The sequence below is a fragment of the Ruegeria sp. HKCCD7255 genome, assembly GCF_013031565.1.
In the GTDB taxonomy this organism is placed as follows: Bacteria; Pseudomonadota; Alphaproteobacteria; order Rhodobacterales; family Rhodobacteraceae; genus Ruegeria.
On sequence record NZ_WQAG01000002.1, the window covers coordinates 358639 to 384305 of the forward strand.

Consider the following 25667-nt stretch of genomic DNA (forward strand, 5'->3'; position numbering starts at 1 on the left):
TTTCCTAATCCTTACAGAAATTTTTCAGCCCCGGCAAACGGTCTGGGCGCATTTGTTGGATCACCGGGTTTGGTGTAGGCTGCGCGCATTTAGAGATCGATTTTTGAAGGAGTATCTTGATGTCCGGTTCCAAAATCGCCGTAGTCGTCATTCACGGTATGGGCAGCCAGTTCAGCGGCCAAAAGCAACCCTCTACAGCCATTACCTTTTCCCGCGATTTGCACAAACGCGTGTCGCGCGAGTTGGGCTCGGATTTTGACGACGTCGCGTGGCACGAGATCGTTTGGGCGCATGTATTGCAAAAGCGACAGGATGAGTACCTGGCCAAGATAAAACGGCGCACCGGATATGACGACGTGCGCAGTTTCGTGGTTCACAACCTTTCAGATGCGGCGTCTTATCGGAAAACCTCGGATGGAAATGACGCGATCTATGAAAATATCCACGCCGAGATTGATCGCGTGATGGAAGACGTTCGCCGCGCGGTTGGCAATAACGCCCCTGTCTTGTTGCTTGCGCATTCCTTGGGTGGCCACATCATGTCGAACTATATTTACGACCATCAAAATCATCTGCGGAAAACCGGCCAGACCCTGTTCAATTCGCCGGTCCGCAACATGCAGACAGTGGCCGGCATCATGACCTTTGGCTGCAACATCCCGATTTTCCTTTTTGCCTATCCCGAGTCACAGATTTTCCCGATCGAACCGCCTCGGTCGGCGGTGCCACCAGCCATGAGGTTCAAGACGTGGTGGTATAACTTCTATGATAAGCACGATGTGCTTGGGTTCCCGCTGCGCGACTGCGCGGATCGTTATGATGCTTTGGTCGCGTCCAAGCAACTGCGCGATGTACCGATCAATTCGGGCAATATCTTCACCTCGTGGAACCCGTTGTCGCATAACGGGTATTGGAAAGACCCGGATTTCTATGAACCGGTAAGCCGGATGATTAAGAACATGCTGCGCGCGCTTTAAAGGTCTGCGTGGAACTCTTCGATCAAGTGGCGCACCACGGCTTGCCCGGGGTCTTCGCCGCGGACTACTGCCTCGCCGTGAACACGGCGTTGTCGTGTGGCTGAGGTCCCGTTCTCTGCGATCTGACGCAACCGGGCAAGTTCGGTCATCGTACCGAGCGCCTCGGCGTCTTCGGCCAACATGCCCATGAGTTCCCCCATCAACTCTGCCATGGGTTTGATGGATCGGTCCCCAAAATCAATCAAGCCTTCGCCCACGCCGTAGCGCTGCGCGCGCCAGCGGTTCTCACCGATCAAGAAGCGATCATAGTAGCGCCAGCGCAGGTTTCTCTCTTTCAGTCGGCACAACATGCGGGTCAGGGCCTGCACAAGTGCGGCCAGGGACAGTGTGTGCTCTAACCGGGGCTGTACATCCATGATCCGCGTTTCAAGGGTTGGAAAACGGTGCGACGGGCGCAGATCCCACCAGATCTTGCTGGTGTCTTCGATCACACCAAGCTCGACCAGAATACCAGTGGTGCGCTCATATTCGGCCCAACTGCCAAAGATCGGTGGCAATCCGGTGCGCGGCAGGTTGTCAAACACGGTCAAACGGTACGACGACAACCCCGTGTCTTCGCCGCCCCAATAGGGCGAGGATGTGGACAGGGCCAGAAGATGCGGCAGAAAGTATGAAAGCTGGGGCATCAGATCAGCGCGCAGGGCAGGGTCTGCGACACCCACATGGACGTGCATCCCACAGATCAACATGCGCCGTGCAACGCCACCCAAGGCGTGTTGCAGCTCATCATAGCGCTCCTTGCGCGTGTGATGCTGGTCTTTCCAGTTCGCAAACGGGTGGCAGGACACTGCGATCGGTGCCAGATTATACTCTGCTGCGCGTTGCGACACGCAGGACCGCAACCGTTTCAGATCTTCACGCGCAGATCGGATCGTCGAATGGGGGCGGGTGCCTACTTCGATCTGGCATTGCAGGAATTCGGGGCTAACCTGTCCTTCGAAATCGGCCTGACAGGCCGCCATCAAGGCTTCGGGCGCTTCGGCAAGCTGCAGGCTGTCGCGGTCAACCAACAGGTATTCTTCTTCGATCCCAAGCGTAAAGTCTTGCTGCATCGCACCTCTCATCGTTCAAGTTCTGTCAGTGAATACGGAATCTCGCTTTTTGCCAAGGGTTTGATCCACTGTGGCTTGCGCAGGCCCGGCCAGCGAAGGTAAGGATCGGGCGCAATCAGGAACGAGGCCGCCGGTGAAACCGAGAAAATTTCCACAGATCAATGCCGCTCTGGACGAGCTAGGCGTCAAGCTGGTCGACAAGGTGACCGAGCAGGACGAGCGCGCGCGGTTGGAGGCGTTTGAGGCCGCCGGAGGCCTGACGCGCCCGGCCTATGCACTGTCTCCGGGAATGGAGGACTTCGACATCTCTTTGCTGGTCGAAGAGTATGCGCTTCACGCGGAATCTCTTGATGCGCTCAAGGATCCTGCGCGCAACCAGATGGGGTATCGGACCTCCAATGGCTATTATGACAGCCCGGATGCCGATGCGCTGTATCTGATGATCCGACGGTTTCAGCCCAAGCGTGTGATCGAAGTGGGATGTGGGAATTCAACCCGTGTGACCCGGCAGGCGATCCTTGATTCTGAGCTTGAAACTCAGATCACCGCGATTGATCCCTATCCACGCGCCGATATCGCGCATGTGGTGGATCAATTCGAACAAAAGCGCCTGGAAGAGGTCGATTCCGCGCTGTTCAATCAGTTGGAGGCGGGCGACATTCTGTTCATAGATTCCAGCCATGTCGTGCGCATGAGCAATGACGTGGCACATCTGTTCTGCCGCATCATTCCGGCGTTAAAGCCGGGCGTGGTGATCCACGTTCATGATGTTTTTCTGCCCTATGAATATCCAAAGCGCTTCTTCTACGATTGCCCCGGTTGGGGCGAGCAGTACATGTTGCACGCTTTGCTGCAATCTGGTGCGTTTTCAATGCTTTGGCCAGGATACTATCTGCAACAAGAGCGACCGGATGCGGTGGCCGCATTGCCGTTTCTGACCGAAGGGCGGGCACAAAGTATCTGGGTGCAAATCAAAAACCCTTAATTAATTTGTGATCCGGTAGTGAAACAGGCGCGTACCCCTTTCCATAACAAGCTGGAGAGGAGAAGACAGCCATGTTCCGCCGTACGTTTATGGGCGCCGCAGCCGCCGCAGCACTTGCATTTGCAATGCCCCTGAAGGCGCAGGCCGCCGATATCGTTGACACAGCAGTGTCTGCGGGTTCGTTCAACACACTGGTTGCTGCCGTTCAGGCCGCTGGTCTCGTTGATACGCTGAAGGGCGATGGCCCGTTCACAGTATTTGCACCGACCGACGAGGCTTTCGCCGCACTGCCCGAAGGTACGGTTGAATCGCTGCTGCTGCCTGAAAACAAGGATCAACTGGTGTCGATCCTGACATATCACGTCGTCCCGGCCAAAGTGATGTCCGCTGACATCGCAGGCAAGCGCGCCAAGGTTTTGACCGTTCAAGGTGATCGTCTGAGTGTAAACGCCCGCAACGGTGTTAAAGTGAATGACGCGAAAGTTGTTCAAGCTGATATCGAAGCCAGCAACGGTGTGATCCACGTGGTCGACACGGTTATTCTGCCCGAATAATCCTGCAGCCCCGAAAAAACAAAGGCCCCGGTCCTAGCGACCGGGGCCTTTGTATTTCAAGCAGCTTTGTTTTACAGAAGGCGTACTTGTGTGCCGACCTGAACCAGCGGGTAGAGCTCTTCCACATGCTGGTTATACAGCCCGATACAGCCAGACGAGCTCTGACGCCCGATCTTGCGCGTGTCATGTGTGCCGTGCACAAGGTAGGCTGGCCAGGACAGGTACATGGCGCGGGTTCCCAGAGGGTTCCCGGGTTCGCCACCTTCCATTCGAATTGGCAAAGTCGGGTCGCGCTCGCGCATGGATGAGGTCGGCGTCCAGCTTGGGTTTTCTGCCTTGCGCACAACTTTGGTGTACCCGCGCTTGGTCAGTTCTTCGCTCATCGGAACTGAGCTTGGATAAAGCTTATAGGTCCCGTCAGGCCCCCAATAGTGTACGGCGCGGCTGGTGATATCAGCCAGCAAGGCACCAACGCCCAGCTCGTCAAAGTGATCCTGCCAGTTCTGTTGCGAGAACGAGGAAACATTTCGGCGCACCGGCAATTGGGTGCTGATTGCCTCTTCGTCTTGCGGGAAAGCATCAACACTTTGGGCGCGCACAAGGGCAGGGGTGGCCAGCAACGAAGCGGCCCCCAACAGGGCCGAGCGGCGGGTCATTCGGGAATGGGACACATTTGCCTCCGGGAAAATTCTGCTCAGAACATTGTTCCCGCAGAAAATATTGCTGCTGGTTGCAAATTTCCAGTGCTGGCGCTCTGAATTTGTTGTGAATAGCCCGGAGCTCGAAAAAAACGGCCCGTCTCTGGGGCCGCTTTTTAGATACATTATTTGTTGCGACTTCAGTCCATCGCTTTGAAGTTGAACTCGCCACCTTCTTTGATGCCGGACGGCCAACGGGCCGTTACGGTTTTGGTGCGTGTGTAGAACTTGAAGCTGTCCGGCCCGTGTTGGTTCAGGTCGCCAAACATGGATTTCTTCCAGCCCCCAAAGGTGTGATAAGCCAGCGGCACCGGGATCGGAACGTTGATGCCAACCATGCCGATATTGATCCGGCTGGCGAAATCACGCGCTGTATCACCGTCACGGGTAAAGATCGCGGTGCCGTTGCCATATTCGTGATCCATCGCAAGACCAATGGCCTCTTCGTAGGAACCGGCGCGCACGGTCGACAGGACCGGGCCAAAGATCTCTTGCTTGTAGATGTCCATATCGGGCGTGACATGGTCAAACAGGTGGGGGCCAACAAAGAACCCGTCCTCATAGCCTTGCAGGCTGAAGTCCCTGTTATCGACCACAAGCTTCGCACCCTGTTCCACGCCCGAGTTGATCAGGCCCAGAATGCGTTCCTTGGCGGCTCCGGTCACGACCGGGCCCATATCCACATCATCGCCTGCGGTATAGGGGCCGACCTTCAGCTTTTCGATGCGCGGCACCAGTTTTTCGATCAACGCGTCGGCAGTGGATTCGCCCACCGGCACGGCCACGGAAACAGCCATGCAGCGTTCGCCCGCCGCACCGAAACCAGCGCCAACCAGAGCATCCGCCGCCTGATCCATGTCGGCGTCCGGCATCACGATCATGTGGTTCTTGGCACCGCCGAAACACTGAGCTCGTTTCCCATTCGCGGTGGCGCGACTGTAGATATACTGCGCAATGGGGGTCGAACCCACAAAGCTGACACCTTGGATGATCTCGCTGTCCAGGATCGTATCGACGGCCTCTTTGTCACCGTTCACAACCTGGAACACACCTGCGGGCAAACCGGCTTCGACAAAAAGTTCGGCCAGCATCAAGGGCACGGACGGGTCACGCTCGGAGGGTTTGAGAACCACCGCGTTGCCGCAGGCCAGGGCCGGGCCCACATGCCAGAGCGGCATCATCGCCGGGAAGTTGAAAGGCATGATCGAACCAACAACGCCCAAGGGCTGGCGCATCGAATACATGTCGATACCCGGGCCCGCGCTGTCGGTATATTCGCCCTTCAGCATCTGAGGGGCGCCGATGCAGTATTCGATCACTTCCAGACCGCGTTGCAGGTCGCCTTTTGCGTCCGGGATGGTCTTGCCATGTTCGCGGCTCAGAACTTCGGCCAGCTTGTCCATGTCGCGGTTCATCAGCGCAACCATTTGCATCATGACGCGCGCGCGTTTCTGGGGGTTGGTCGCGCCCCATGCTGGCTGGGCCGCAGCAGCGGCCTCGATGGCTGCTGTGGTCTCGGAAGCGCTGGCCATCGGGCAGCGATATTGGACCTCACCGGTTGCCGGGTTGAAAACATCGTCGAAACGGCCGGAAGTGCCCGCCGCCATTTCACCGTTCAGAAAATGAGTCAGATCATTCATCGCAATCTCCTCCGGATGCATTTGCGCGCAGAATAGGCTTGCAGAAATGTCCTGAACAGAAGCAATATCCCAAAAAAGCTTTGCAAAAATGCAAAAGAGGTTTCATGACCCCCAATTGGGACGACATGCGCATCCTGCTGGCTGTGGCGCGCGAAGAAAGCCTGTCTGCGGCGGGGCGCGTGCTCAAGATCGACCCGGCCACTGTTGGACGCAGGATCGCGCGGCTTGAGGCAGCGGTGAACGCGGTTCTGTTTACCAAGTCGCAGCAAGGCTATCTGTTGACCGAATCCGGGCAACGATTGATGGAGCATGGTTTGCAAGCCGAAGAGGCGATGCGGGCTGCAATGGGGATGGTTTCCGCCCCTACGCAATCGCTGCGGGGACAAATCCGCATCGGCGCACCTGATGGGGCGGCAAACTATCTTTTGCCACAGGTCTGCGCGCGGATCAGCGATGCCAATCCCGATCTGGACATACAGATCCTGGCACTGCCGCGCATCATCAATCTGTCGCGGCGCGAGGCTGACATGGCCGTGACGGTCAGCGCGCCGACGGCGGGAAAACTGTTGGTGCAGAAGATCACCGACTACCGTTTGCACCTTGTGGCCACGCAAGACTATCTGGCTGGCCACGCGCAGATCCACTCGATTGCCGACCTTAAGGGCCATCGCATGATTGGGTACATTCCCGACATGATCTTTGACCGCGAGTTGGATTACCTGAACGATATGGGCATTGACCGTGTTGCACTTGCATCAAATTCCGTCTCGGTCCAGCTGCGTCAGGTCTCGCAGGGGCTGGGCGTTTGTGTGGCCCATGACTTTACGTTGCCGTTCCATCCAGACCTGCGAAAAATCCTGACGGATCAGATCAGTTTGACCCGTGGGTTCTATCTGGTCCGGCATCAGGGGGATCAACGAAACGAGTTGCTGAACCGCTTTGCGCAAACCCTCATCCGCGGAATACGTGATGAGGTTGCACAACTGGAGGCCCAAGGTTCAACTTGACACATTCCCGCATTCCGGCAACGCTTTGGAAAACAGCAGGTTATACTCGGAGGTTTTAGCACATGCTTGTTCAGGCCATTCTCAAGTCCAAGGCTGCCGAGGGCGTTGTGACGGTGAAACCCGATATCACGGTATCCGAAGCGGCCGAAATTCTGGCCGAAAAAAGGATCGGGACCGTTGTCGTTTCGGAAGATCAAGGCCAAACCGCTATCGGAATCCTGTCTGAAAGAGACATCGTAAGGGAATTGGCTTCAAGCGGCAGCGGATGCCTTGATAAGCCGGTCAGCGCTTATATGACCAAGGATCTGATCACAGCGACACAACAGGATAAGGTCGAAGCGATCTTGTCGCGTATGACCGAAGGACGGTTCCGCCACATGCCCGTGATTGAAGAGGGCAAACTGATTGGCATCGTGACGCTTGGTGATGTCGTCAAGGCCCAGCTGTCCGAGCTGGCGATGGAGAAAGATGCGCTGGAAGGCATGATCATGGGGCATTGAGCGCTGCGCGCGGTTTAGGCCTCTTGCACCCGCACTCAACATATGTTTGCTTGCGCTGAAATTTTGTTGCGCAGGAGAGCCCGATGCGGGTTGGATTATATCCCGGAACCTTTGATCCAATCACACTGGGTCATATCGACATTATCCGCCGCGCGGCTGCTTTGGTGGACAAACTGGTGATCGGTGTGGCGATCAACCGCGATAAGGGCCCTTTGTTCTCGCTGGAAGAACGCGTCGCGATGATCGAAGCGGAATGTGCGCATCTGACGGAGCAGACGGGCACAGAGATCGTAGCCCATCCGTTCGAAAACCTGCTGATCGACTGCGCGCGCGACGTTGGTGCGCAGATCATCGTGCGTGGTCTGCGGGCTGTGGCTGATTTTGAATATGAGTTTCAGATGGTCGGGATGAACCGCGCGCTGGACGATTCAATCGAGACGGTGTTCCTGATGGCAGAAGCCCGCCACCAGGCAATTGCGTCGAAACTGGTCAAGGAAATCGCGCGGCTTGAAGGGGACGTGTCAAAATTCGTCACGCCCCGCGTCAATACTGCGCTGAAAGAACGTTTAGCTTAACACGCCCATCGCGGCGGCTGTGTCCAGCATCCGGTTCGAGAAGCCCCATTCATTGTCGTACCATGCCAGCACGCGCACCAGCGTGCCATCGGTGACCTTGGTTTCGGCCAGCGACACGGTCGAGCTGTGGGAATCGTGGTTGAAGTCGATCGATACCAGCGGGCGGCTTTCGGCGGCCAGAACACCAGGGATCTTGGCGGCAGCATCGATGAACAGCTGATTGACCTCTTCATCGGTGGTCGGGCGCGACACTTCGGCCACCAGATCAACTACCGAAACGTTCGGAGTGGGAACGCGGATCGCCTGACCGGTCAGTTTGCCCTGGAGCTGTGGCAGCACCAGACCAACAGCGGCAGCAGCACCGGTTGTGGTCGGGATCATCGAAAGCGCTGCGGCGCGTGACAAGTAGGGGTCTTTGCCCACAGTGTCATGAACCGGCTGGCTGGCTGTATAGGCGTGCACAGTGGTCATGTTGCCGTGTAGGATGCCCAATCCCGCGTCCAGAGCTGCGGCGACAGGTGACAGGCAGTTGGTGGTGCAAGACGCGTTGGAAACCACCAGATCATCCGCGGTAAGTTGGTCGTCATTGACGCCAAACACAACGGTTTTCACTCCGCCATCCCCTTTGGCCGGGGCCGAGATCAAAACTTTCTTTGCACCGTTCTTGAAATGACGCTCCGCCGCCTCGCGGGTACGGAACACGCCGGTGCATTCCAGCACGACATCGATATCCGACCAGGGCAGGTCCTCGGGGTTGCGCTCGCTGCTCAGACGGATGGGGCCGCGACCCACGTCAAGACCTGCATCGCTCAGGCTGACGGGGTTGGGATAACGGCCGTGGACGCTGTCGAATTCGAACAGATGCGCGTTCATTTCGGGCTTGCCCAGGTCATTGATCGCTACGATTTCGACATCGGTTCGGCCGCTTTCCATCACCGCACGCAGCACGCCGCGTCCGATCCGTCCAAAACCATTGATTGCAAGCTTGAGGGTCATTGATTGCTCCACCAGATTGGGTGTTCAGATTGGTTAGCGCTAACAAAGCCAGATGGGCTCAAATGTCAAGGAAAACCTGTGTCATCGCCAGAATGCGAGCCAGTCCAGGAAATCGTAGAGTTTCTTGCCGAGAAACAGCAGATGTTCGGTTCCGAACAATGCGACATCCACGATCAGAGCGCCGAGAATAAACACCCCAAGCCAGATAGCGATTTGATTGGTCATGGTTGTCCCGAACGAAAAATGCCCGCCCAGATAACCTGAGCGGGCGCTACGCTACAAGAGAAGTCCGAAGTCTCAGTTAAGGCGACCCATAGCCACGGCGACATCGGCCATGCGTACCGAGAAGCCCCATTCATTGTCGTACCACGCGAGAACGCGAACCATACGGTCATCGACCACGCGGGTCTGATCCGGTGCAAAGATCGAGCTTTCTTCGGTGTGGTTGAAATCGGTCGACACAAGCGGCGCAGGCTCATATCCCAGAACACGCTGCATCGGGCCTTTTGCAGCCTCTTCAACAATGGCGTTGATCTCGGCTGCTGACGTGTCGCGGGCGGCGCGGAAGGTCAGATCCACCGCCGAAACGTTCGGGGTCGGCACACGGATGGCGGACCCGTCAAGGCGGCCTTTGAGGTTCGGCAGCACTTCGCCCAGGGCCTTTGCGGCGCCGGTCGAGGTGGGGATCATCGACATCGCCGCAGCCCGCGCGCGGTAGAGGTCGCTGTGGCGGCGGTCCAAAGTCGGTTGGTCGCCGGTATAGGCGTGGATCGTGGTCATGATGCCATGTTCGATGCCCACACCTTCGTCCAGGACCTTGGCAAGCGGAGCAAGGCAATTGGTGGTGCAGGACCCGTTCGAGATCATGTTGTCATTTGCCGTTAGCGTATTGTGGTTCACGCCAAAGACGATGGTCTTGTCAACATTTGTGCCGGGGGCCGACAGCAAAACCTTGCCAGCGCCACGCTCGAGATGCGTTTTGGCTTTCAACCCGTCATTGAACTTGCCGGTGCATTCCAGAACGACGTCGCAGCCGTCCCAGTCCAGCTCGTTCATGTCATAGGTCGAGAACATCCGCATCGGGCCGCGCCCCAGATCCATGGTGTTGCCATCGACCCGAATCTCGCGCGGGAAACGTCCATGGATGCTGTCGTATTTCAAAAGATGCGCCGAGGTTTCCAGCGGACCGGTCGCGTTGATCTTGACAACTTCGATGTCATTGCGGCCTGAGGCAGCAATATGCGACAGGGTACAGCGGCCGATGCGGCCAAAACCATTTATACCGACCTTGATGGTCATGGGACGACTCCAGATACGCTTGCTTTGGTCGGCATATAGCCACGAAACTAATTTCTCAAAAGAGTAAAAACGACATATTTGCAATGTGTTAGCGCAAAACCTGGGCGGTTGCGCTAACGCTTGCGCTAGCTGTTGGATCAGATAGGGTCCGTGGTGCGGCGATTGTTGTGAAAGGAAGAACGATGAGTGGTCTGTTGGCCCTGCTGGATGATGTGGCCGGAATAGCCAAGGTTGCGGCTTCTTCGGTAGACGACGTGGTGGCAGCGGCCGGCAAAGCCGGGGCCAAAACCGCCGGCGTGATCATTGATGATGCGGCGGTCACGCCGAAATACGTTCAGGGTTTTGCCCCCGCGCGAGAGCTGCCGATCATCTGGCGTATCGCGCGAGGATCAATATTCAACAAGATCATTCTGCTTCTGCCCGTCGCCTTGTTGCTGGCCAACTTCGCGCCATGGCTGATCACACCGCTCTTGATGATCGGGGGGTCGTATCTGTGTTTTGAAGGGGCCGAAAAGATCTTTCACGTGCTGTTTCCCCATGGAAGCCATGTTATCGATGAAGACTTGAAGAACCGCGATCCGGGTCATCTGGAAGAACAGAAAGTGCGTGGAGCGATCAAAACCGATTTCATCCTGTCGGCCGAGATCATGACCATCGCACTGGCCGCGATTGAGGCTCCTAACGTCTGGATGCAGGCGGCTACGCTGGCCGTTGTCGGGATTGGTGTGACCGTGGCGGTATACGGCTCGGTCGCGCTGATCGTGAAGATGGATGATGTCGGTCTTTATCTGGCGCAGAACGCGCTAACATCTGTTGGACGCAGTATGGGCCGGGGTCTGGTGCGGGCGATGCCGGGTGTGATGAAAACCCTGTCGATCGTGGGCACGGCGGCTATGCTGTGGGTCGGCGGGTCGATTGTCATCCACGGTATGGAGGTTCTGGGCTTTGGCTGGCTGGGCCATCATATCCACGATTGGGCCTATGCGCTGGGGCATTCGGTATCCGCGCAGTGGACAAGTGCCGTTGAATGGATTTCGAAAGCCACAATGGACGGTGTGTTTGGTTTGGCCTGGGGGATGGTGCTGATCCCCTTGGCGACCAAGGTGATCATGCCGATGTTCGGAAAATCCGGCGCCCATTGATCCAAATGAAAAAGGCGGCCACGGGCCGCCTTTTGCTTGTTCAACTGGGTCTGTTTTACAGCCCGAGCAACTCCTTGACCTTGGCAACTGTCGCTTCGGCTGTAATGCCGAAATGCTTGTAGAGCTCACCCGCAGGGGCAGAGGCGCCAAAGCTGGACATGCCGATGAAACCAGCCTTGGCCTCGCGACCGCGTTCGCCAAGCAACCAGCGATCCCAGCCGCCCGCGCGCACGGCGGCTTCGATGCCGACCCGGACCGGGCCGCCCGGAAGCACGCGTTTGCGATAGGCTTCGTCCTGTTGGGCAAAAAGCTCCATGCAGGGCATCGAGACGACGCGGGTGCCAATGCCTTCGGCCTCAAGCATGGCTTTGGCCTCCATGGCCAGCGACACCTCGGACCCGGTGGCGATCAGGATGGCCTGACGTTTGCCTTCAGCTTCGGCCAGAACATAGGCGCCCTGTGCGGTGAGGTTCTTGGTCTTGTGATCCTTGCGCACCGTGGGCACGCCCTGACGGGTCAATGACAGGACAGAGGGGCTGTCTTTGAAGGTCAGAGCCAGTTCCCACGCCTCGGCGGTTTCAACGGTATCAGCAGGGCGGAACACAAAGGTATTGGGCGTCGCGCGTGAAATGGCCAGATGTTCGACCGGCTGGTGGGTCGGTCCGTCTTCGCCCAGACCGATGGAGTCATGGGTCATCACGAAGACCGTCGGCACTTTCATCAGAGCAGCCAAACGCATGGACGGGCGGGCATAGTCGGTGAAGGCCATGAACGTTCCACCATAGGGGCGGATACCACCATGCAGCGCCATGCCGTTCATCGCGGCGGCCATGCCGTGTTCGCGGATACCGTAATGGATATACCGACCCTTGCGGTTTTCCGGCAGGAACACGCCCATATCCGCAGATTTGGTGTTGTTCGATCCGGTCAGGTCAGCAGAACCGCCGATGGTTTCCGGCATGATCGGGTTGACCACGTTCAAAACTTTCTCGGACGAGGCACGGGTGGCCAGCTTGGGCTGCTCTTCCGCCATCTGCTTTTTGAAGGCACGGATGGCACCGGCCAGTTTTTTGGGAGCCTCAAAGGCATAGGCCCGATTGAACTCTGCCTGTTTGCGTTCAGAAACTTGGGCAAAGCGTTCTTCCCAGGCAGCACGTTCCGCAGCACCCCGAGCCCCAATGGCTTCCCAGGCGGATTTGACTGCCGACGGAATCTCGAACGGACCGTGCGGCCAGCCATAGCTTTCCTTGGCAGCTTTAAGCTGGTCCTGATCGGTCAGAGCGCCGTGACCTTTCGACGTATCCTGCGCCGCATGGCCCAACGCGATATGGCTTTCGCACGCGATCATTGTTGGCTTGTTCGACGATTTGGCCTTGGTGATGGCTTCATCGATGGCTTGCGGGTCGTGGCCGTCGATCTCGATCACCTGCCAGCCCGACGCGGCGAACCGTTTCACCTGATCCGTGCGATCGGCAATATCGACGGTGCCGTCGATCGTGATATTGTTGTTGTCCCAGAACACGATGAGCTTGCTCAACTCGTGCCGTCCGGCCAATGTGATGGCCTCTTGGCTAACGCCTTCCATAAGGCAGCCGTCGCCAGCGATCACGTATGTATAGTGATCGACGATCTTTTTACCGTATTGCGCACGCTGGATTTCTTCGGCCATGGCGAAACCTACGGCGTTCGAGATGCCCTGACCCAGCGGACCGGTAGTGGTTTCGACACCATTGATCAGAAAGTTCTCGGGGTGGCCTGCGGTTTTGGCACCCAACTGGCGGAAATTCTTGATCTCATCCAGCGAGACATCCGCGTGACCTGTCAGATACAGCAGCGAATAGACCAACATCGAGCCATGGCCCGCCGACAGGATGAACCGGTCGCGGTCGGGCCAGTTTGGCGCGCTTGCATCGAATTTCAGGTGCTTTTCGAACAGTACAGTCGCGACATCGGCCATGCCCATCGGCATGCCGGAATGGCCGGAATTGGCGGCGGCGACGGCATCAAGGGTCAGGGTTCGGATGGCCGCAGCCTTGTCCCAGTGTTCGGGGTTGGCTTTGCGCAGCGCAGTCAGGTCCACGGGCGTTGTTCCTTTGGATTACGGATGAGTTACGGGCGGTTGCGCCGCTGAATACCACTCACTTGCCAAAGTGCAAGCAGAACCGGGGCGATATCTCGCCGCTTGGTTCAAGAACTCGCCCCAAGCCCTTGAAAGCAAACAGTGGGTATTTTCCAATACATTCCGTTAGACTAGGCACAGATGATGGCATGGCGTGATTCGTAGACGTCACCACGCATACGAACCTTGACAAAGAGGTGACAGGGGCATGAGCCAAATCGAAGAATTACAGCGGCGCATTATCGTTGCTATGCATCGGATCGGAACAGGGGTCGACGCTTTGGCAGAAGCAACCCTGGAGAGCAGCGGTTCAGATGAGGGTTTGCGAGCGACGCTTGACCAGGAACGTCAGCTTACCGCCGAGTTGCATGAGCGGATCAAAACTCTGGAAACGCGCCACCAAAGCGAGATTGACAACCTGCGGGCCGAGTTGGAGCGGGCAGAGGGTGAGCCAGAGAAAGACCCCGAGATGGATGTGCTGCGTCAGCAGTTGGCCGAAGCGAAGACAACGCTGGCGTCGGTTGAAGCGGCGCGTGCGGAATTGGCTGAGGCCAAGGCTGCTTTGGACAACACCGATGAAGTTGACGGGCTGAAGGCGGAAATCGCGCAGCTGAAAGCAGAGCTGGCCGATAGCGAACGCATAGAAGAGCTGAGCGCAGAGCTTGATATGCTGCGGGCCGAGCGCAGCAGCCATGGCGCCGCGATGAGCCGGTTGGACGACGATTTGCAGCGGATGCGCAAAGCCAATGAACAACTTAGGGCATCGATGGATGAATTGCGCGCGGCCGCACAGAACGGTTTGCCGGACGCCGCGCTTTTGAACCGAGCCACCGCTGCCGAGCTTGAAGCCACCCGTGCGGCGCAAGCGACCGATGCTGCCGAAGCTCATGCGGTTCTGGCGCGTCTGGAACCGCTATTGTCGCGCGCACAACTGACCGAGGGAGAGGTGGAGTAATGCCCGAAGTGACCATTTATATCGGTGGCCGCGGCTTTCATGTCTCGTGCCAGGAAGGTGAAGAAGCGTTCTTGCAATCCGCAGCCAAGATGCTGGACGATGAAGCGCAGGTATTATCGGATCAGATTGGCCGGATGCCGGAATCGCGGATGCTGCTCATGGCGGGGCTGATGCTTGCCGATAAAATGGCCGAATCCGATGAGCGGTTGAAAACACTTGAATCCAAATTGGCCGAAACCGAGGCCGAATTGAACCGCCATCGTCTCGCCCCTCCGCCTGAACCGGAACGTATTGAGGTTGCGGTTGTGCCGCCATCGGTGACCGATACGCTGGCGGAAATGGCTGCACGGGCTGAAGCTCTGGCTGCGGTAATCGAGGAGAAGTCCACGAAATGACCTGCTTGCCCAAACTGGCTCTGGCTGCCGCTCTGTCGCTTGGCGCGTCGGCAGCACTGGCCGAGATCGACATTCTTTCCGTCGCCTTCAATTGCGAAAACAATACGCGCATTCCGGTCACCTATTTCAACGCATCCGATGGGTCCGGGGCGGCGGCATTGGTTTTGAACGGAGAGCTGATCGCAATGCGTCAGGTTCCCAGCGGGTCGGGCATCCAGTATGAATCGGTGGATGCCAATGGCCTCTATACGCTGCGGTCCAAAGGGTGGGACGCGACGATCACCCATCAACCCGCAGGCAGTACAGCCCCCGAAACCCTGTTGTTCAGGGACTGTTCCAGCCGCTAGGCGTTGGCTTCGCGGATTTTGTCCGCGGCATCCTTGTCGTAGGTGACACCATTGTCATCAAACAGAGTGTCCAACTCGCCCGACAAGGTCATCTCGGTGATGATATCGCACCCACCGACAAACTCGCCTTTGACGTAAAGCTGCGGCACGGTCGGCCAGTCGGAATAATCCTTGATGCCCTGGCGCACGGCTTCATCCGCCAGCACATTCACGTCAGCATAGTCAACACCCATATAGTTCAGCACGCCGGCCACGCGGGACGAAAACCCGCATTGCGGCATCTCTTTGGTGCCTTTCATATACAGAACGACGTCATTGGCTTTGACGGTTTCGTCGATCTGGGTTTTTACATCGGTCATTTCGCGTTTCCTTGTCATCAGCGCTCAATCGCGCTTGTTCATGCGTTCCAATCGATCGTTTTCTGCTTGTACCTTGTTTACAAGGTCAACATCGGTCGCTTCCATTCCAAGTATGGATTTGTGTTTGGCTCGTGAATGGCTCAACGCCAAAAGCGTGATCAACGCACCAAAACCGACTACCGCAAACAAAATGACGATCACATGCTCCATCTCACTCCGGCACTTTGGTGGTCAGCGCCAGCGCGTGCAATTCTCCATCTGGGCCGTCCATCTTGCCTTTCAAGGCCGCATAGACCGCGCGCTGTTGTTGGACGCGGTTTTTGCCCCGAAAGCTCTCGTCCACGACCATGGCAGACATGTGCACGCCATCGCTGCCGCCAACCTGAATTTCCGCGTTGGGAAAGCTCTCGCGCAGCAGGGTTTCAATCTCGTGGGCGCTCATCGGCATGTAGGTCACTCCTGAAGGTCTTTCCCAAGATGTAGAGCGCCGGGCGGGGGCGTGCAAGATGTGACGCGGGCGCAGCGCGGGAAAACCCGCGCCTGTGATCAGCGCGGGATTTTCCGTATTTGAAATGAGAAGAAGGGGTGGGCGTGCTTATGCCACCGCAGAGGCAAAGCTGGTGCGGAAGACATCGGTCAACTCGCTCAGAGGCGCTTCTGCGCTGCCAATCCTGACGCTGTCGCCCGTGAACCGGCCAACCGATACCAAAGGCACGCCCGCCTGACCTGCGGCGATCATCAGCGCCTCGGCCTGATCAAAGTTGCAAGCGACCAGATAGCGTGCCTGATCTTCGCCAAAGAGAAACTCGGTTGGCGCCTCGTCGAGGCAGACGCCGACGCCTGCGGCTTCGGCCAGTTCGAACGCGGCCAGTGCCAGACCACCATCACCCAGATCAGTGCAGGCTTTGATCATCTCGCGATTGGCGCGGATGAAATCGCCGTTGCGCTTTTCTGCGGCCAAATCAACCTGCGGCGCGTCGCCGTCTTCGCGGTTGAAGACCTCGGCCAGCAGGGCGGATTGGCCCAGATGGCCGGTGGTGTCGCCGATCACCAGCGCCACGTGACCCTCGCGCACTTCATTGCCGATGATCTCATCGGTGTGGGTCAGCAGGCCGACCGCGCCGATGGTGGGGGTGGGCAGGATCGCTTGACCATCGGTTTCGTTATAGAGCGAGACATTGCCCGACACGATGGGCATGTCCAGCGCACCAACGGCAGCACCGATGCCCTGAATGGCGCCGACGAACTGGCCCATGATCTCGGGCTTTTCGGGGTTGCCGAAATTCAGGTTGTCAGTGGTGGCCAAGGGCGTTGCACCCACGGCGGTGAGGTTGCGATAGGCTTCAGCCACCGCCTGCTTGCCCCCTTCCACCGGGTTGGCGCGCACATAGCGCGGTGTCACATCGCTGGTGAAAGCCAGAACCTTGTCGGTGCCGTGCACGCGCACCATGCCAGCACCCAGACCGGGCGTGCGCGCTGAATCGGCCATAACCATGGTGTCGTATTGTTCATAGACCCATTGCTTGCCCGCATAGTTGGGCGAGGAAAGAAGCGCGCGCAGACCATCAATCGGGTCGATCTGCGGCACGTCATCGAGCGGCGCGGCCTGGGGTGTCGGCACCCACGGGCGATCATATTCGGGTGCGGTTGAAGAGAGTTTGGACAGGACCAGATCGGCTTTGACCTCGCCATTGTGCATGATCAGGAAGCGGTCTTCGGCGATTGTTTCGCCGACGATGGCGAAATCCAGATCCCATTTTTCGAAGACCGCGCGCGCCTCAGCCTCAAGCTCGGGCTTGAGAACCATCAACATGCGTTCCTGGGATTCTGACAGCATCATCTCATAGGCGGTCATGTTCTCTTCGCGCTGGGGCACGTTTTCCAGATCCAGACGTACACCCAGACCACCTTTGTCACCCATTTCAACGGCAGAACAGGTCAAGCCCGCAGCACCCATATCCTGAATCGAGATCACAGCACCGGTCTGCATAAGTTCAAGCGTGGCCTCCATCAGGCGCTTTTCGGTGAAAGGATCGCCAACTTGAACCGTGGGGCGTTTTTCTTCGATCGTGTCATCGAATTCGGCCGAGGCCATGGTTGCGCCGCCCACACCATCACGACCGGTCTTCGCACCAAGATAGACAACGGGCATCCCGATCCCGGAGGCAGCGGAGTAGAAGATCTTGTCACTGTCTGCGAGGCCTGCGGCGAACGCATTTACAAGGCAGTTGCCGTTATAGGCCGGGTGAAACCGGACCTCACCGCCCACGCAAGGTACGCCGAAGCAGTTGCCATAACCGCCGATGCCTTCCACCACGCCGTTCACCAACTGACGGGTCTTGTGGTGCCCGGGTTCGCCAAAGGACAGCGCGTTCATCGAGGCGATGGGGCGCGCGCCCATGGTGAAGACGTCACGCAGAATGCCACCCACACCCGTGGCCGCACCTTGATAGGGTTCGATGTACGAGGGGTGGTTATGGCTTTCCATCTTGAAGACCACGGCCTGACCGTCACCAATATCAACAACGCCTGCATTCTCCCCCGGGCCACAGATCACCTGCGGGCCCGATGTGGGCAGGGTGCGCAACCATTTCTTGGAGGATTTGTACGAGCAGTGCTCATTCCACATGGCCGAAAAGATGCCCAGTTCGGTGAAGCTTGGTTCACGCCCGATGATCTCGAGGATCATGTCGTATTCCTCGGGCTTGAGCCCATGTGCAGCAATCAGATCGGGTGTGATGGCGGGCTCTTGCATCTTCTGTCCTGTGTTCAAATGGGCCGAGTTTTCGGGCCTTTTAGGGCAAGGCGCGGGCTGTGGAAAGAGCCAAACCCGCGCAGGTTGGTAGCGGCAAAGAAAAACGGAACCGACGATGGGGCCGGTTCCGTCTATTCTGTGGTGGCGTCTTGTGAGCGCCACCGGCTGCGACACGGTGGTTAAGCCGGATTCTGCGCCTTGTTTGCAGCGTCGGCCGCCGCAGCGCCTACTGCCGCCTTTTGTTCTTCCGTCAGCGCCTCGGCCTCGTCCAGACCTGGGATCGCAACGCGTACCTCGCGGCGCGCAAAATCGATACCGTTTTCGTTGAACGCTGCCTTGACCCGGTTGAAGATCTCTTTGCGCAGGGTGAACTGCTTGCCGGGCTTGGCCATGAACTTACCGCGGATGATCATGCCAACATCGTCAAAGTCAAAGACGCCCTGAGATTTGAACGGTTGCAGGAACCCATCTTTGTGGGTTTCATCCGCCATCATCTCGGCGCCGATCTTCTTAAAGATTTTCTTGACCTTATTGGGATCGGTATCGAAAGGAACGGTGAACTTGAGTTTCATGATCACCCAGTCGCGGCTGAAATTGGTCAGCTTCTGGATCTCACCATAAGGGATCGTGTGCACCGGGCCGCGGTGGTGACGCAGTTGCATCGACCGGATCGAAATCTTTTCGACGGTACCTGCAGTACCACCCACATCGACATATTCGCCCACGCGAAACGCGTCATCGATCAGGAAGAAGATACCGCCCACGATATCCGAGACCAGTTTCTGAGCACCAAAACCGATGGCCAGACCCAGGATACCGGCACCGGCCAGCAGCGGGGTGATGTCCAGCCCCAGAGCCCCAAGCGCGAGCAGGGCGAAGATCACTGCAATCGCCACCTGCGCGGTCACGCGAAGCAGCGGAAGAACTGTGGCCAGACGCGATCCGCCCGAACCACCGCCTTCACCGGCTTCTTCGTCCGGGCTCTGTTCTGCGGCAGTCTGCTCCTTGGCCAAGCGGCGGTTGATCCATAGCGAGACAAGTTCGTTCAGGATGTAGCCAATGGCCGCAATGATGAAGAACTGGATCAAACGGCTGCCTTCTTCAGCGCCACCACCTGCGATTTCCTGAAGGTTCAGGTTCCAGGCTTTGGCGATCATCAGGATCACCAGAATCCCCGCGATAACGCGGCCAATCCGGATATAGCTGCGTTTGGTCGAGCGGTAGGCGCGTTCCGCCACGGGTCCGTCACCCATCATGGGTGGCTGCAGGTGGCGCACAAGACCCCGGATCAGTGTATCCAGCGCCGGCGCGATCAGCAGCCAGAACATGGTGGTGAAATGAGCACCCGACAGGAGTATTGCGCGAATAACCGGGTCACGCTGCGCTGCCAGAAACTCGACCAACAGCCAGATCACTGCGGACACTGCAATGGCGAAATAGGGATAATACCGCGCCACTTCCTCGTCGAACTTGGTGTGGTCAGGGTCTGTGCCCAACATCATCTGGGTCAGACCATCCCGTGCGGTCCAGGCAATCAGACCGATATAGATGTGAATGCCCGCGTTCAGCCAGAACCCGATGCGTGTTTCCCCACCGGTGATGCCGTTCAAACGATTGAAGTGCAGCAGGAACAGTGTGAAGCCGATCAGGATCAGCAGGCCGATCAGGTTGCGATGCAGGTATTTTGCCCAATGGTCGTCGATGTTCACCAAACGGTATTCGGGCTTGTTCGGGGCCAACACAAAGCGCGACGCTGCTGCACCCAAACGCGGAATCCAGATAAGATAGAACACAAACGGAGCAGCATATACGATCTGCTCGGGTGTCAGAAGGCCACGTCCAACCGCGCGTATGACCACGTAGAACACGACCAGACCAGCGATCTCGTGACAAAACCGGACAAACAGATACCTGACGGCACCCCACAGATCGTTCTCTGAAGCGACATCTGATTTCGCGTGCCACTTGCGAGTAAAAAGCCCAAACAGCTTTTCCGCGATGAACCCTACAATCAGAACACTGGCCACTAACCCTAGCAACAAAAGTGCGCCATTGCTGCCAAACGTGCCGACGAAGTTGCTAACGGCCTCGGCCTGCGCACTAAAGATGTTGGGAATAGTGACAAAAACATGTGTCCACGAGGCGACCATCTCGGCCCAGATCTCATTGATCTCGGTGATGGGATCTTCGCGATCTTCAGCTTCCGCCGCGTTTTTCTCGGCTACCGCATCCAAGCGCTCTAAAAGGATCGAGCGTACCTGATCATCCGACATGCGCGCGACAAGATCATCGACCTGTTCGGGTGTCAGGTCCTCGGGGATGGTCACTGTTGTCGGGGCAGAGCTTGATGATGTTGATGGCACTTGGGCCTGCAATGGTCCGACCAGCAGCACCAATGAAATTAGTGCCGCCAAAAGGCGAAGGGTGTCGCGCATTGAGTTGTCCTCGATCACAATAAATTTGATTGTTTTTTCGGGATCATAGGCATGTGAACTGAAATTTCCCAGCAGTTTCACAGCCCTGGGCTCATGCAAAACCAAAAAACTAAAAAAAAAGGCCGAGCACTAAGCTCGGCCGTAGTCCAACAGGGAGGTATGAAGATGATGAGCGTTTCAGCATCACCGCCTTCGATTGCTCATTTAGGGATCACTTGGTGAACGATCAAGGTATTTTACTGGTTAATAAAACATGCCCGCTATGTCGTGAGCGCATAGCTAGATTTTTCCCAACTGCCTCAGGTGTTTGCGATGCGCGATAATTTCATCCTGCACAAAATCCCTGAAGGCTTCGATGCGCTTGGAATGGCGCAGTTCCTCGGGGTAGGCGAGGTAAACCGGCACGTCGGTGCTGTCGATATCGGGCAGAACCGGCACAAGATCGGGGAAATCCTCGGTCACATAGTCAGGCAGAACGCCGATGCCCAGATCATGCAGAACACCCTGCAGAACACCAAAATAGTTGTTTACCGTCAGCAACGACCCGGGGTTATAGGTCATTAGGTGGCGCACCAAAGTGGCGCTGGCCCCGACCTGCGGGGCAGAGGGCGTTTGACAGATCAGACGGTGTTTCGAGATGTCCTCGAGGCTTTCCAAAGGCTCGGGATGCGCATCAAGATAGCTGCGGGTGGCATAAAGCAACATCTGAACTGTCATCAGGCGTTTGCGCACCAGATCGGCCTGGCTGGGTTCTTTCATACGGATGGCAACGTCAGCCTCACGCATGGGCAGATCCAGCACCCGTTCTTCCAGCATCAGGTCGATATTCAGGTCGGGATATTGCTCGTAAAGCTTGGGCAGGCGCGGGGCCAACCACAGGGTACCGAAGCCAAAGGTAGTGGTGACGCGCAGAACGCCAAAGACCTCGTCTTCGCTGTCACGGATGCGCGCGGCGGCTGTGTCCAACCGTTTGGACATGGCCGTGGTTGCATCAAACAAAAGCTCGCCTTGTTCGGTGAGAATCAGACCCCTTGCATGACGGTGAAACAGGGTCACATCCAGCGATTCTTCCAGCGCTCGGATCTGACGACTCACGGCGGATTGAGACAAATTGAGCTTGTCACCCGCATGCGTGAGGCTGCCCGCATCCGCGACCGCGTGAAATATTCTAAGCTTGTCCCAATCCATCTTTGCAACTTTCGTTATTCTTTGGCCGACCTATATGAAACAGGTAACAAATTCCACACGCAAACCCGGAATCGGAAACGTGCGAGCGGAAATTCCCTATACAGGTCAGAATATATGACCTAAAATAGATGAACAATGTGGCAGTATTTTCCGACGAGGGGAGACGTCTGAATGAGTCAGCCAAAAGTATCGCTGAATGACCGGTTCGATCTAAGCAAAAGTCCGATTCTTTTAAACGGCACACAAGCGATTGTACGTCTGATGCTGATGCAGAAAGAGCGGGACCGCGCAGCAGGGCTGAACACCGCCGGACTGGTCACCGGATACCGAGGTTCACCCTTGGGCGCGGTTGATCAGCAGATGAACCGGGCGCAGAGGCAACTGCTGGAAAACGACGTCACCTTTCAATACGGGTTGAATGAAGATCTGGCCGCCACGGCACTGTGGGGCAGTCAACAGGCCGGTTTGCGCGGCGACGGCAAATACGATGGCGTCTTTGGGCTTTGGTATGGCAAAGGCCCCGGCGTTGACCGATCAGGTGATGTAATGCGCCACGCCAACATGGCAGGAACGGCCGCTTTGGGCGGTGTCCTGATGGCGATGGGCGATGACCATACGGGCGAAAGCTCGACCGTGTTGCACCAGTCGGAATGGTCGATGGTCGACATGTATATGCCGGTGGTCAGCCCCGCCGGTGTGCAAGAGATCCTGGATTATGGCATTTACGGCTTTGCTCTCAGCCGCTTTGCCGGTGTCTGGGTCGGGCTCAAGACAATGAAAGACACGATCGAGGTCACCTCGGTCGTCGATGGCAGGTCGGACCGGGCCTCAGTGGTGATCCCTGAATTTGATATGCCCGAAGGAGGCTTGAACATTCGCCTGGGCGATACGCCCCACCTGCAAGAAGCGCGGATGATCGACTACAAGCGCTTTGCGGCGGAAACCTTCTCGCACGCAAACCGGATGGACAAACGCGTCTGGGGCAAAGCGGGTGCCAAGATCGGGCTGGTGGCTGCGGGCAAGAACTGGCTGGACCTGACGCATGCCTTGTCTTTGCTCAACATTGATGAGGCCGAGGCCGAGCGCCTGGGGATCACAACCTATAAAATCGGCCAGACGTTCCCGTTAGATATGAAAGGGTTTCACGATTGGGCCGAAGGTCTGGACCTGATCGTTATCATCGAAGAAAAGCGCAAGCTGATCGAAGTGCAGGTCAAAGAGGCTATCTTTGACGACCGGCGCGGGCGGCGCGTTTACGGCTGGTACAAAGGCGGGGCCGGGGCGCTGCACCGGGAAGAACTGTTCCCGACGCGCGGCGCGCTTGATCCGATCATGATCGCCGAAAAACTGGGTGATATCCTGGTCGAAGAAGGCCGCGAAACGGACGGTATCCGCGCGGGTCTCAGCAAGCTGACCGAGGCACGACGCGCCGATAATGCTCAGAACATTGCTGAACGTGTGCCCTATTTCTGCTCGGGCTGCCCCCATAACAGCTCGACCAAACTGCCCGAAGGCAGCCGGGCCTATGCCGGGATCGGATGCCATTACATGGTGCAGTGGATGGAACGCGAGACGACGGGGTTCACCCAGATGGGCGGCGAAGGTGCGAACTGGATCGGTGAAGCGCCGTTTTCCACCACAGAGCATGTGTTCCAGAACCTGGGCGACGGCACCTATAACCACTCGGGCGTTCAGGCCATCCGGGCCGCTTTGGCCAACGACACCAACATCACCTTCAAGATCCTGTTCAACGACGCGGTTGCCATGACGGGCGGGCAGGGCAACGAAGGGGGTCTGACTGCGGAACGGATCGTGGACGAAGTGCGCGCTATGGGCGTCAAAACCGTGGCGCTGGTTTATGACGAAAAGGAAGATGTGAACCTCAAGGCCTTGCCCTCGGATGTCGAGACGCATGAACGGGCCGAACTGATGCAGGTTCAGGAAAAGTTCCGTGCCATTGAGGGGGTTTCGGTCATCGTCTACGTGCAGACTTGCGCTGCAGAGAAACGCCGGCGGCGAAAGCGGGGCACCTTCCCGGACCCAGACAAGCGTGTGTTCATCAACACCGACATTTGCGAAGGCTGCGGCGATTGCGGGGTACAGTCGAACTGTGTGTCCATCGTGCCGAAAGAGACCGAACTTGGGCGCAAACGGGCCATTGACCAATCCAGTTGCAACAAGGATTTCTCTTGCCTCAAAGGGTTTTGCCCGTCTTTTGTAACGCTCGAAGGCGCGACAATCCGTAAAGAGGCCACCACCGAAATTGATCTGCCCGATCTGCCCGAGCCTGATCTGCCGGTCATCAAGGGAACCCATAACATCGTAATTACCGGTGTCGGCGGTACCGGCGTTGTCACCATCGGTGCGCTTCTGGCACAAGCCGCGCAAATCGACGGCAAGGGCGCCGGGATGATGGAAATGGCGGGGCTGGCGCAAAAAGGCGGTGCGGTTCACATCCATTGCCGCTTGGCAGAGCGCCCCGAGGACATCAGCGCCATTCGCGTGGCAACCGGTGAGGCGCATGCACTGATCGGGGGCGATCTGGTTGTGTCAGCCGGGGCCAAGACATTGGGGCTAACCCGTCAGGGCCAGACTGGGGCAGTGGTAAACAGCCATGAGATCGTGACCGGAGATTTCACCCGCAATACCGAATTTCAGATCCCAAGCGACCGGTTGGAGCTGGCGCTCAAGGCGCGTCTGAAGGAGGATGTGGATCTCTTTGATGCTTCGGATCTCGCGCGCGCGGTTATGGGGGATTCGATCTATTCCAACATGATGGTGTTTGGCGCGGCTTGGCAGCGTGGTCTGATTCCGCTGTCCTGGGACGCGATCGAACAGGCCATTGACCTGAACGGCACAGCGGTCGAGCGCAACAAACGCGCCTTTGCCGTTGGCCGCTGGGCTGTCTTGCATCCCGAAGAGGTCGCAAAGATCCTTGCACCGAACGTAACATCCCTGCCCAAGACGCTGGATCAATTGATCGCATTCCGTGCCGGTCACCTGACACAGTATCAAAGCGCCCGATTGGCTAGGAAATACACCAAACTGGTCAATTCAATCGAAGATGAGGCCGTCAAAGAGGCTGTCGCCAAAGGTTATCACAAGCTGCTGTCTTACAAGGACGAATACGAGGTCGCGCGTCTATTGCTGGGCAGCCGCGAAAAGGCGCGGGCCGAGTTTGATGGCGATTTCAAAATGACCTTCCACTTGGCACCGCCAGTTCTGTCCAAGGCCGGTTCTGACGGGCGTCCTGTGAAAAAGGCATTTGGTGAAGGGTATCTGAGGCTGTTCAAGCTGCTGGCGCGTTTGAAATCCCTGCGCGGCACGCCGCTGGACCCGTTTGGCCGTACTGCCGAGCGCCGGATGGAACGGGCGCTGATCAAACAGTACGAAAAGGACATGAAGGAGGTTCTGCCCAAACTGACTTCTGAAACACGCGACGCGATTGAGGCATTGGCAAAGCTGCCCCTTGAGATCCGCGGGTTTGGCCCGGTCCTTGCGGCCAATGAGGCCAAAGCAGCAAAGCGAAGGGAAGAATTGTTGGCGCTGATCCGGTCAGGCGGTCCTGAGTTAAAGACTGCGGCAGAGTGAAGCTTCACGCCCTTGTCACGTTACTTGGGCAAATCTGT

General features: G+C 57.4%; 24 protein-coding genes. 11 read left to right on the forward strand and 13 right to left on the reverse strand.

The features are described 5' to 3' along the window. The first annotated feature begins 119 nt into the window (after positions 1-119). Positions 120-977, forward strand: coding sequence for a hypothetical protein (locus GOX45_RS05470; protein ID WP_171098769.1), 858 nt, complete (start codon positions 120-122; stop codon positions 975-977). Here GOX45_RS05470 and GOX45_RS05475 read toward each other — a convergent pair. Then, positions 974-2089 carry a carboxylate-amine ligase gene (locus GOX45_RS05475; protein ID WP_171098771.1) on the reverse strand — a complete coding sequence of 372 codons (1116 nt, stop codon included), beginning with the start codon at positions 2087-2089 and terminating at the stop codon, positions 974-976. The genes GOX45_RS05470 and GOX45_RS05475 overlap by 4 nt on opposite strands. Before the next feature lie 133 nt (positions 2090-2222). Here GOX45_RS05475 and GOX45_RS05480 point away from each other — a divergent pair, with 133 nt between their 5' ends. Both GOX45_RS05480 and GOX45_RS05485 read left to right on the forward strand, forming a co-directional pair. Then, positions 2223-3074 carry a class I SAM-dependent methyltransferase gene (locus GOX45_RS05480; protein WP_171098772.1) on the forward strand — a complete coding sequence of 284 codons (852 nt, stop codon included), beginning with the start codon at positions 2223-2225 and terminating at the stop codon, positions 3072-3074. Positions 3075-3145: 71 nt separating this feature from the next. Further along, a complete protein-coding gene (locus GOX45_RS05485) occupies positions 3146-3628 on the forward strand; it encodes a fasciclin domain-containing protein (protein WP_171098774.1) in 483 nt (160 codons plus the stop codon). 71 nt (positions 3629-3699) lie between these two features. Here the strand turns inward: GOX45_RS05485 and GOX45_RS05490 are convergent, their stop codons facing one another. After that, positions 3700-4284, reverse strand: a complete 585-nt coding sequence (locus GOX45_RS05490) for a L,D-transpeptidase (protein ID WP_171099267.1) — start codon at positions 4282-4284, stop codon at positions 3700-3702. Positions 4285-4466: 182 nt separating this feature from the next. Further along, entirely contained in the window at positions 4467-5966 is a 1500-nt protein-coding gene (locus tag GOX45_RS05495) for a CoA-acylating methylmalonate-semialdehyde dehydrogenase (RefSeq protein ID WP_171098776.1), read from the reverse strand. 104 nt (positions 5967-6070) lie between these two features. Between GOX45_RS05495 and GOX45_RS05500 the strand changes: the two genes are divergently transcribed. From GOX45_RS05500 to coaD, 3 genes are all read left to right on the forward strand, one after another. Further along, positions 6071-6973 carry a LysR family transcriptional regulator gene (locus tag GOX45_RS05500; RefSeq protein WP_171098778.1) on the forward strand — a complete coding sequence of 301 codons (903 nt, stop codon included), beginning with the start codon at positions 6071-6073 and terminating at the stop codon, positions 6971-6973. A 62-nt stretch (positions 6974-7035) separates the two neighbouring features. Then, positions 7036-7473 (forward strand): CBS domain-containing protein, encoded by a 438-nt coding sequence (locus GOX45_RS05505; protein ID WP_171098779.1) that lies wholly within the window; start codon positions 7036-7038, stop codon positions 7471-7473. Positions 7474-7556: 83 nt separating this feature from the next. After that, positions 7557-8048, forward strand: coding sequence for a pantetheine-phosphate adenylyltransferase (gene coaD, locus GOX45_RS05510; protein WP_171098781.1), 492 nt, complete (start codon positions 7557-7559; stop codon positions 8046-8048). Here coaD and gap (GOX45_RS05515) read toward each other — a convergent pair. From gap (GOX45_RS05515) to gap (GOX45_RS05525), 3 genes are all read right to left on the reverse strand, one after another. Then, positions 8040-9044, reverse strand: coding sequence for a type I glyceraldehyde-3-phosphate dehydrogenase (gene gap / locus GOX45_RS05515; RefSeq protein WP_171098782.1), 1005 nt, complete (start codon positions 9042-9044; stop codon positions 8040-8042). The genes coaD and gap (GOX45_RS05515) overlap by 9 nt on opposite strands. Positions 9045-9125: 81 nt before the next feature. Then, complete coding sequence (locus GOX45_RS05520) at positions 9126-9269, reverse strand: hypothetical protein (RefSeq protein WP_171098784.1); 144 nt, start codon at positions 9267-9269, stop codon at positions 9126-9128. A 72-nt stretch (positions 9270-9341) separates the two neighbouring features. Beyond that, positions 9342-10343, reverse strand: a complete 1002-nt coding sequence (gene gap / locus GOX45_RS05525) for a type I glyceraldehyde-3-phosphate dehydrogenase (RefSeq protein WP_171098786.1) — start codon at positions 10341-10343, stop codon at positions 9342-9344. Positions 10344-10525: 182 nt separating this feature from the next. On the opposite strand from gap (GOX45_RS05525), the gene GOX45_RS05530 reads away from it, so the two are divergent. Further along, positions 10526-11485, forward strand: coding sequence for a DUF808 domain-containing protein (locus tag GOX45_RS05530; protein WP_171098788.1), 960 nt, complete (start codon positions 10526-10528; stop codon positions 11483-11485). Between the two features lie 55 nt (positions 11486-11540). Here the strand turns inward: GOX45_RS05530 and tkt are convergent, their stop codons facing one another. Further along, entirely contained in the window at positions 11541-13565 is a 2025-nt protein-coding gene (tkt, locus tag GOX45_RS05535) for a transketolase (RefSeq protein WP_171098790.1), read from the reverse strand. A gap of 247 nt (positions 13566-13812) precedes the next feature. Between tkt and GOX45_RS05540 the strand changes: the two genes are divergently transcribed. The 3 genes from GOX45_RS05540 to GOX45_RS05550 are packed head-to-tail and all read left to right on the forward strand — an operon-like array spanning position 13813 to position 15301. After that, positions 13813-14559: a hypothetical protein gene (locus tag GOX45_RS05540; RefSeq protein WP_171098791.1), complete on the forward strand. Its 747-nt coding sequence runs from the start codon at positions 13813-13815 to the stop codon at positions 14557-14559. Continuing rightward, complete coding sequence (locus GOX45_RS05545) at positions 14559-14954, forward strand: cell division protein ZapA (protein WP_171098793.1); 396 nt, start codon at positions 14559-14561, stop codon at positions 14952-14954. Before GOX45_RS05540 ends, GOX45_RS05545 begins: the two co-directional genes overlap by 1 nt. Beyond that, entirely contained in the window at positions 14951-15301 is a 351-nt protein-coding gene (locus tag GOX45_RS05550) for an MliC family protein (protein WP_171098795.1), read from the forward strand. The genes GOX45_RS05545 and GOX45_RS05550 overlap by 4 nt, the downstream gene beginning before the upstream one ends. Here GOX45_RS05550 and grxD read toward each other — a convergent pair. The 6 genes from grxD to GOX45_RS05580 all read right to left on the reverse strand — a co-directional run bounded on the left by grxD (position 15298) and on the right by GOX45_RS05580 (position 22038). After that, positions 15298-15660 carry a Grx4 family monothiol glutaredoxin gene (gene grxD / locus GOX45_RS05555; protein WP_171098797.1) on the reverse strand — a complete coding sequence of 121 codons (363 nt, stop codon included), beginning with the start codon at positions 15658-15660 and terminating at the stop codon, positions 15298-15300. The two genes, GOX45_RS05550 and grxD, sit on opposite strands and share 4 nt — an antisense overlap. A 24-nt stretch (positions 15661-15684) precedes the next feature. Continuing rightward, entirely contained in the window at positions 15685-15870 is a 186-nt protein-coding gene (locus tag GOX45_RS05560; RefSeq protein ID WP_171098800.1) for a hypothetical protein, read from the reverse strand. Position 15871: 1 nt separating this feature from the next. Next, positions 15872-16108, reverse strand: a complete 237-nt coding sequence (locus GOX45_RS05565) for a BolA/IbaG family iron-sulfur metabolism protein (RefSeq protein WP_039530494.1) — start codon at positions 16106-16108, stop codon at positions 15872-15874. Positions 16109-16255: 147 nt separating this feature from the next. Further along, complete coding sequence (gene purL / locus GOX45_RS05570; RefSeq protein WP_171098802.1) at positions 16256-18415, reverse strand: phosphoribosylformylglycinamidine synthase subunit PurL; 2160 nt, start codon at positions 18413-18415, stop codon at positions 16256-16258. Positions 18416-18594: 179 nt separating this feature from the next. Beyond that, on the reverse strand, positions 18595-20850 hold the full coding sequence (locus tag GOX45_RS05575) for a mechanosensitive ion channel family protein (protein ID WP_171098804.1): 2256 nt from the start codon (positions 20848-20850) through the stop codon (positions 18595-18597). A 279-nt stretch (positions 20851-21129) separates the two neighbouring features. After that, a complete protein-coding gene (locus GOX45_RS05580) occupies positions 21130-22038 on the reverse strand; it encodes a LysR family transcriptional regulator (protein WP_171098807.1) in 909 nt (302 codons plus the stop codon). 171 nt (positions 22039-22209) lie between these two features. On the opposite strand from GOX45_RS05580, the gene GOX45_RS05585 reads away from it, so the two are divergent. After that, positions 22210-25629: an indolepyruvate ferredoxin oxidoreductase family protein gene (locus GOX45_RS05585; protein WP_171098809.1), complete on the forward strand. Its 3420-nt coding sequence runs from the start codon at positions 22210-22212 to the stop codon at positions 25627-25629. Positions 25630-25667: the final 38 nt, after the last annotated feature.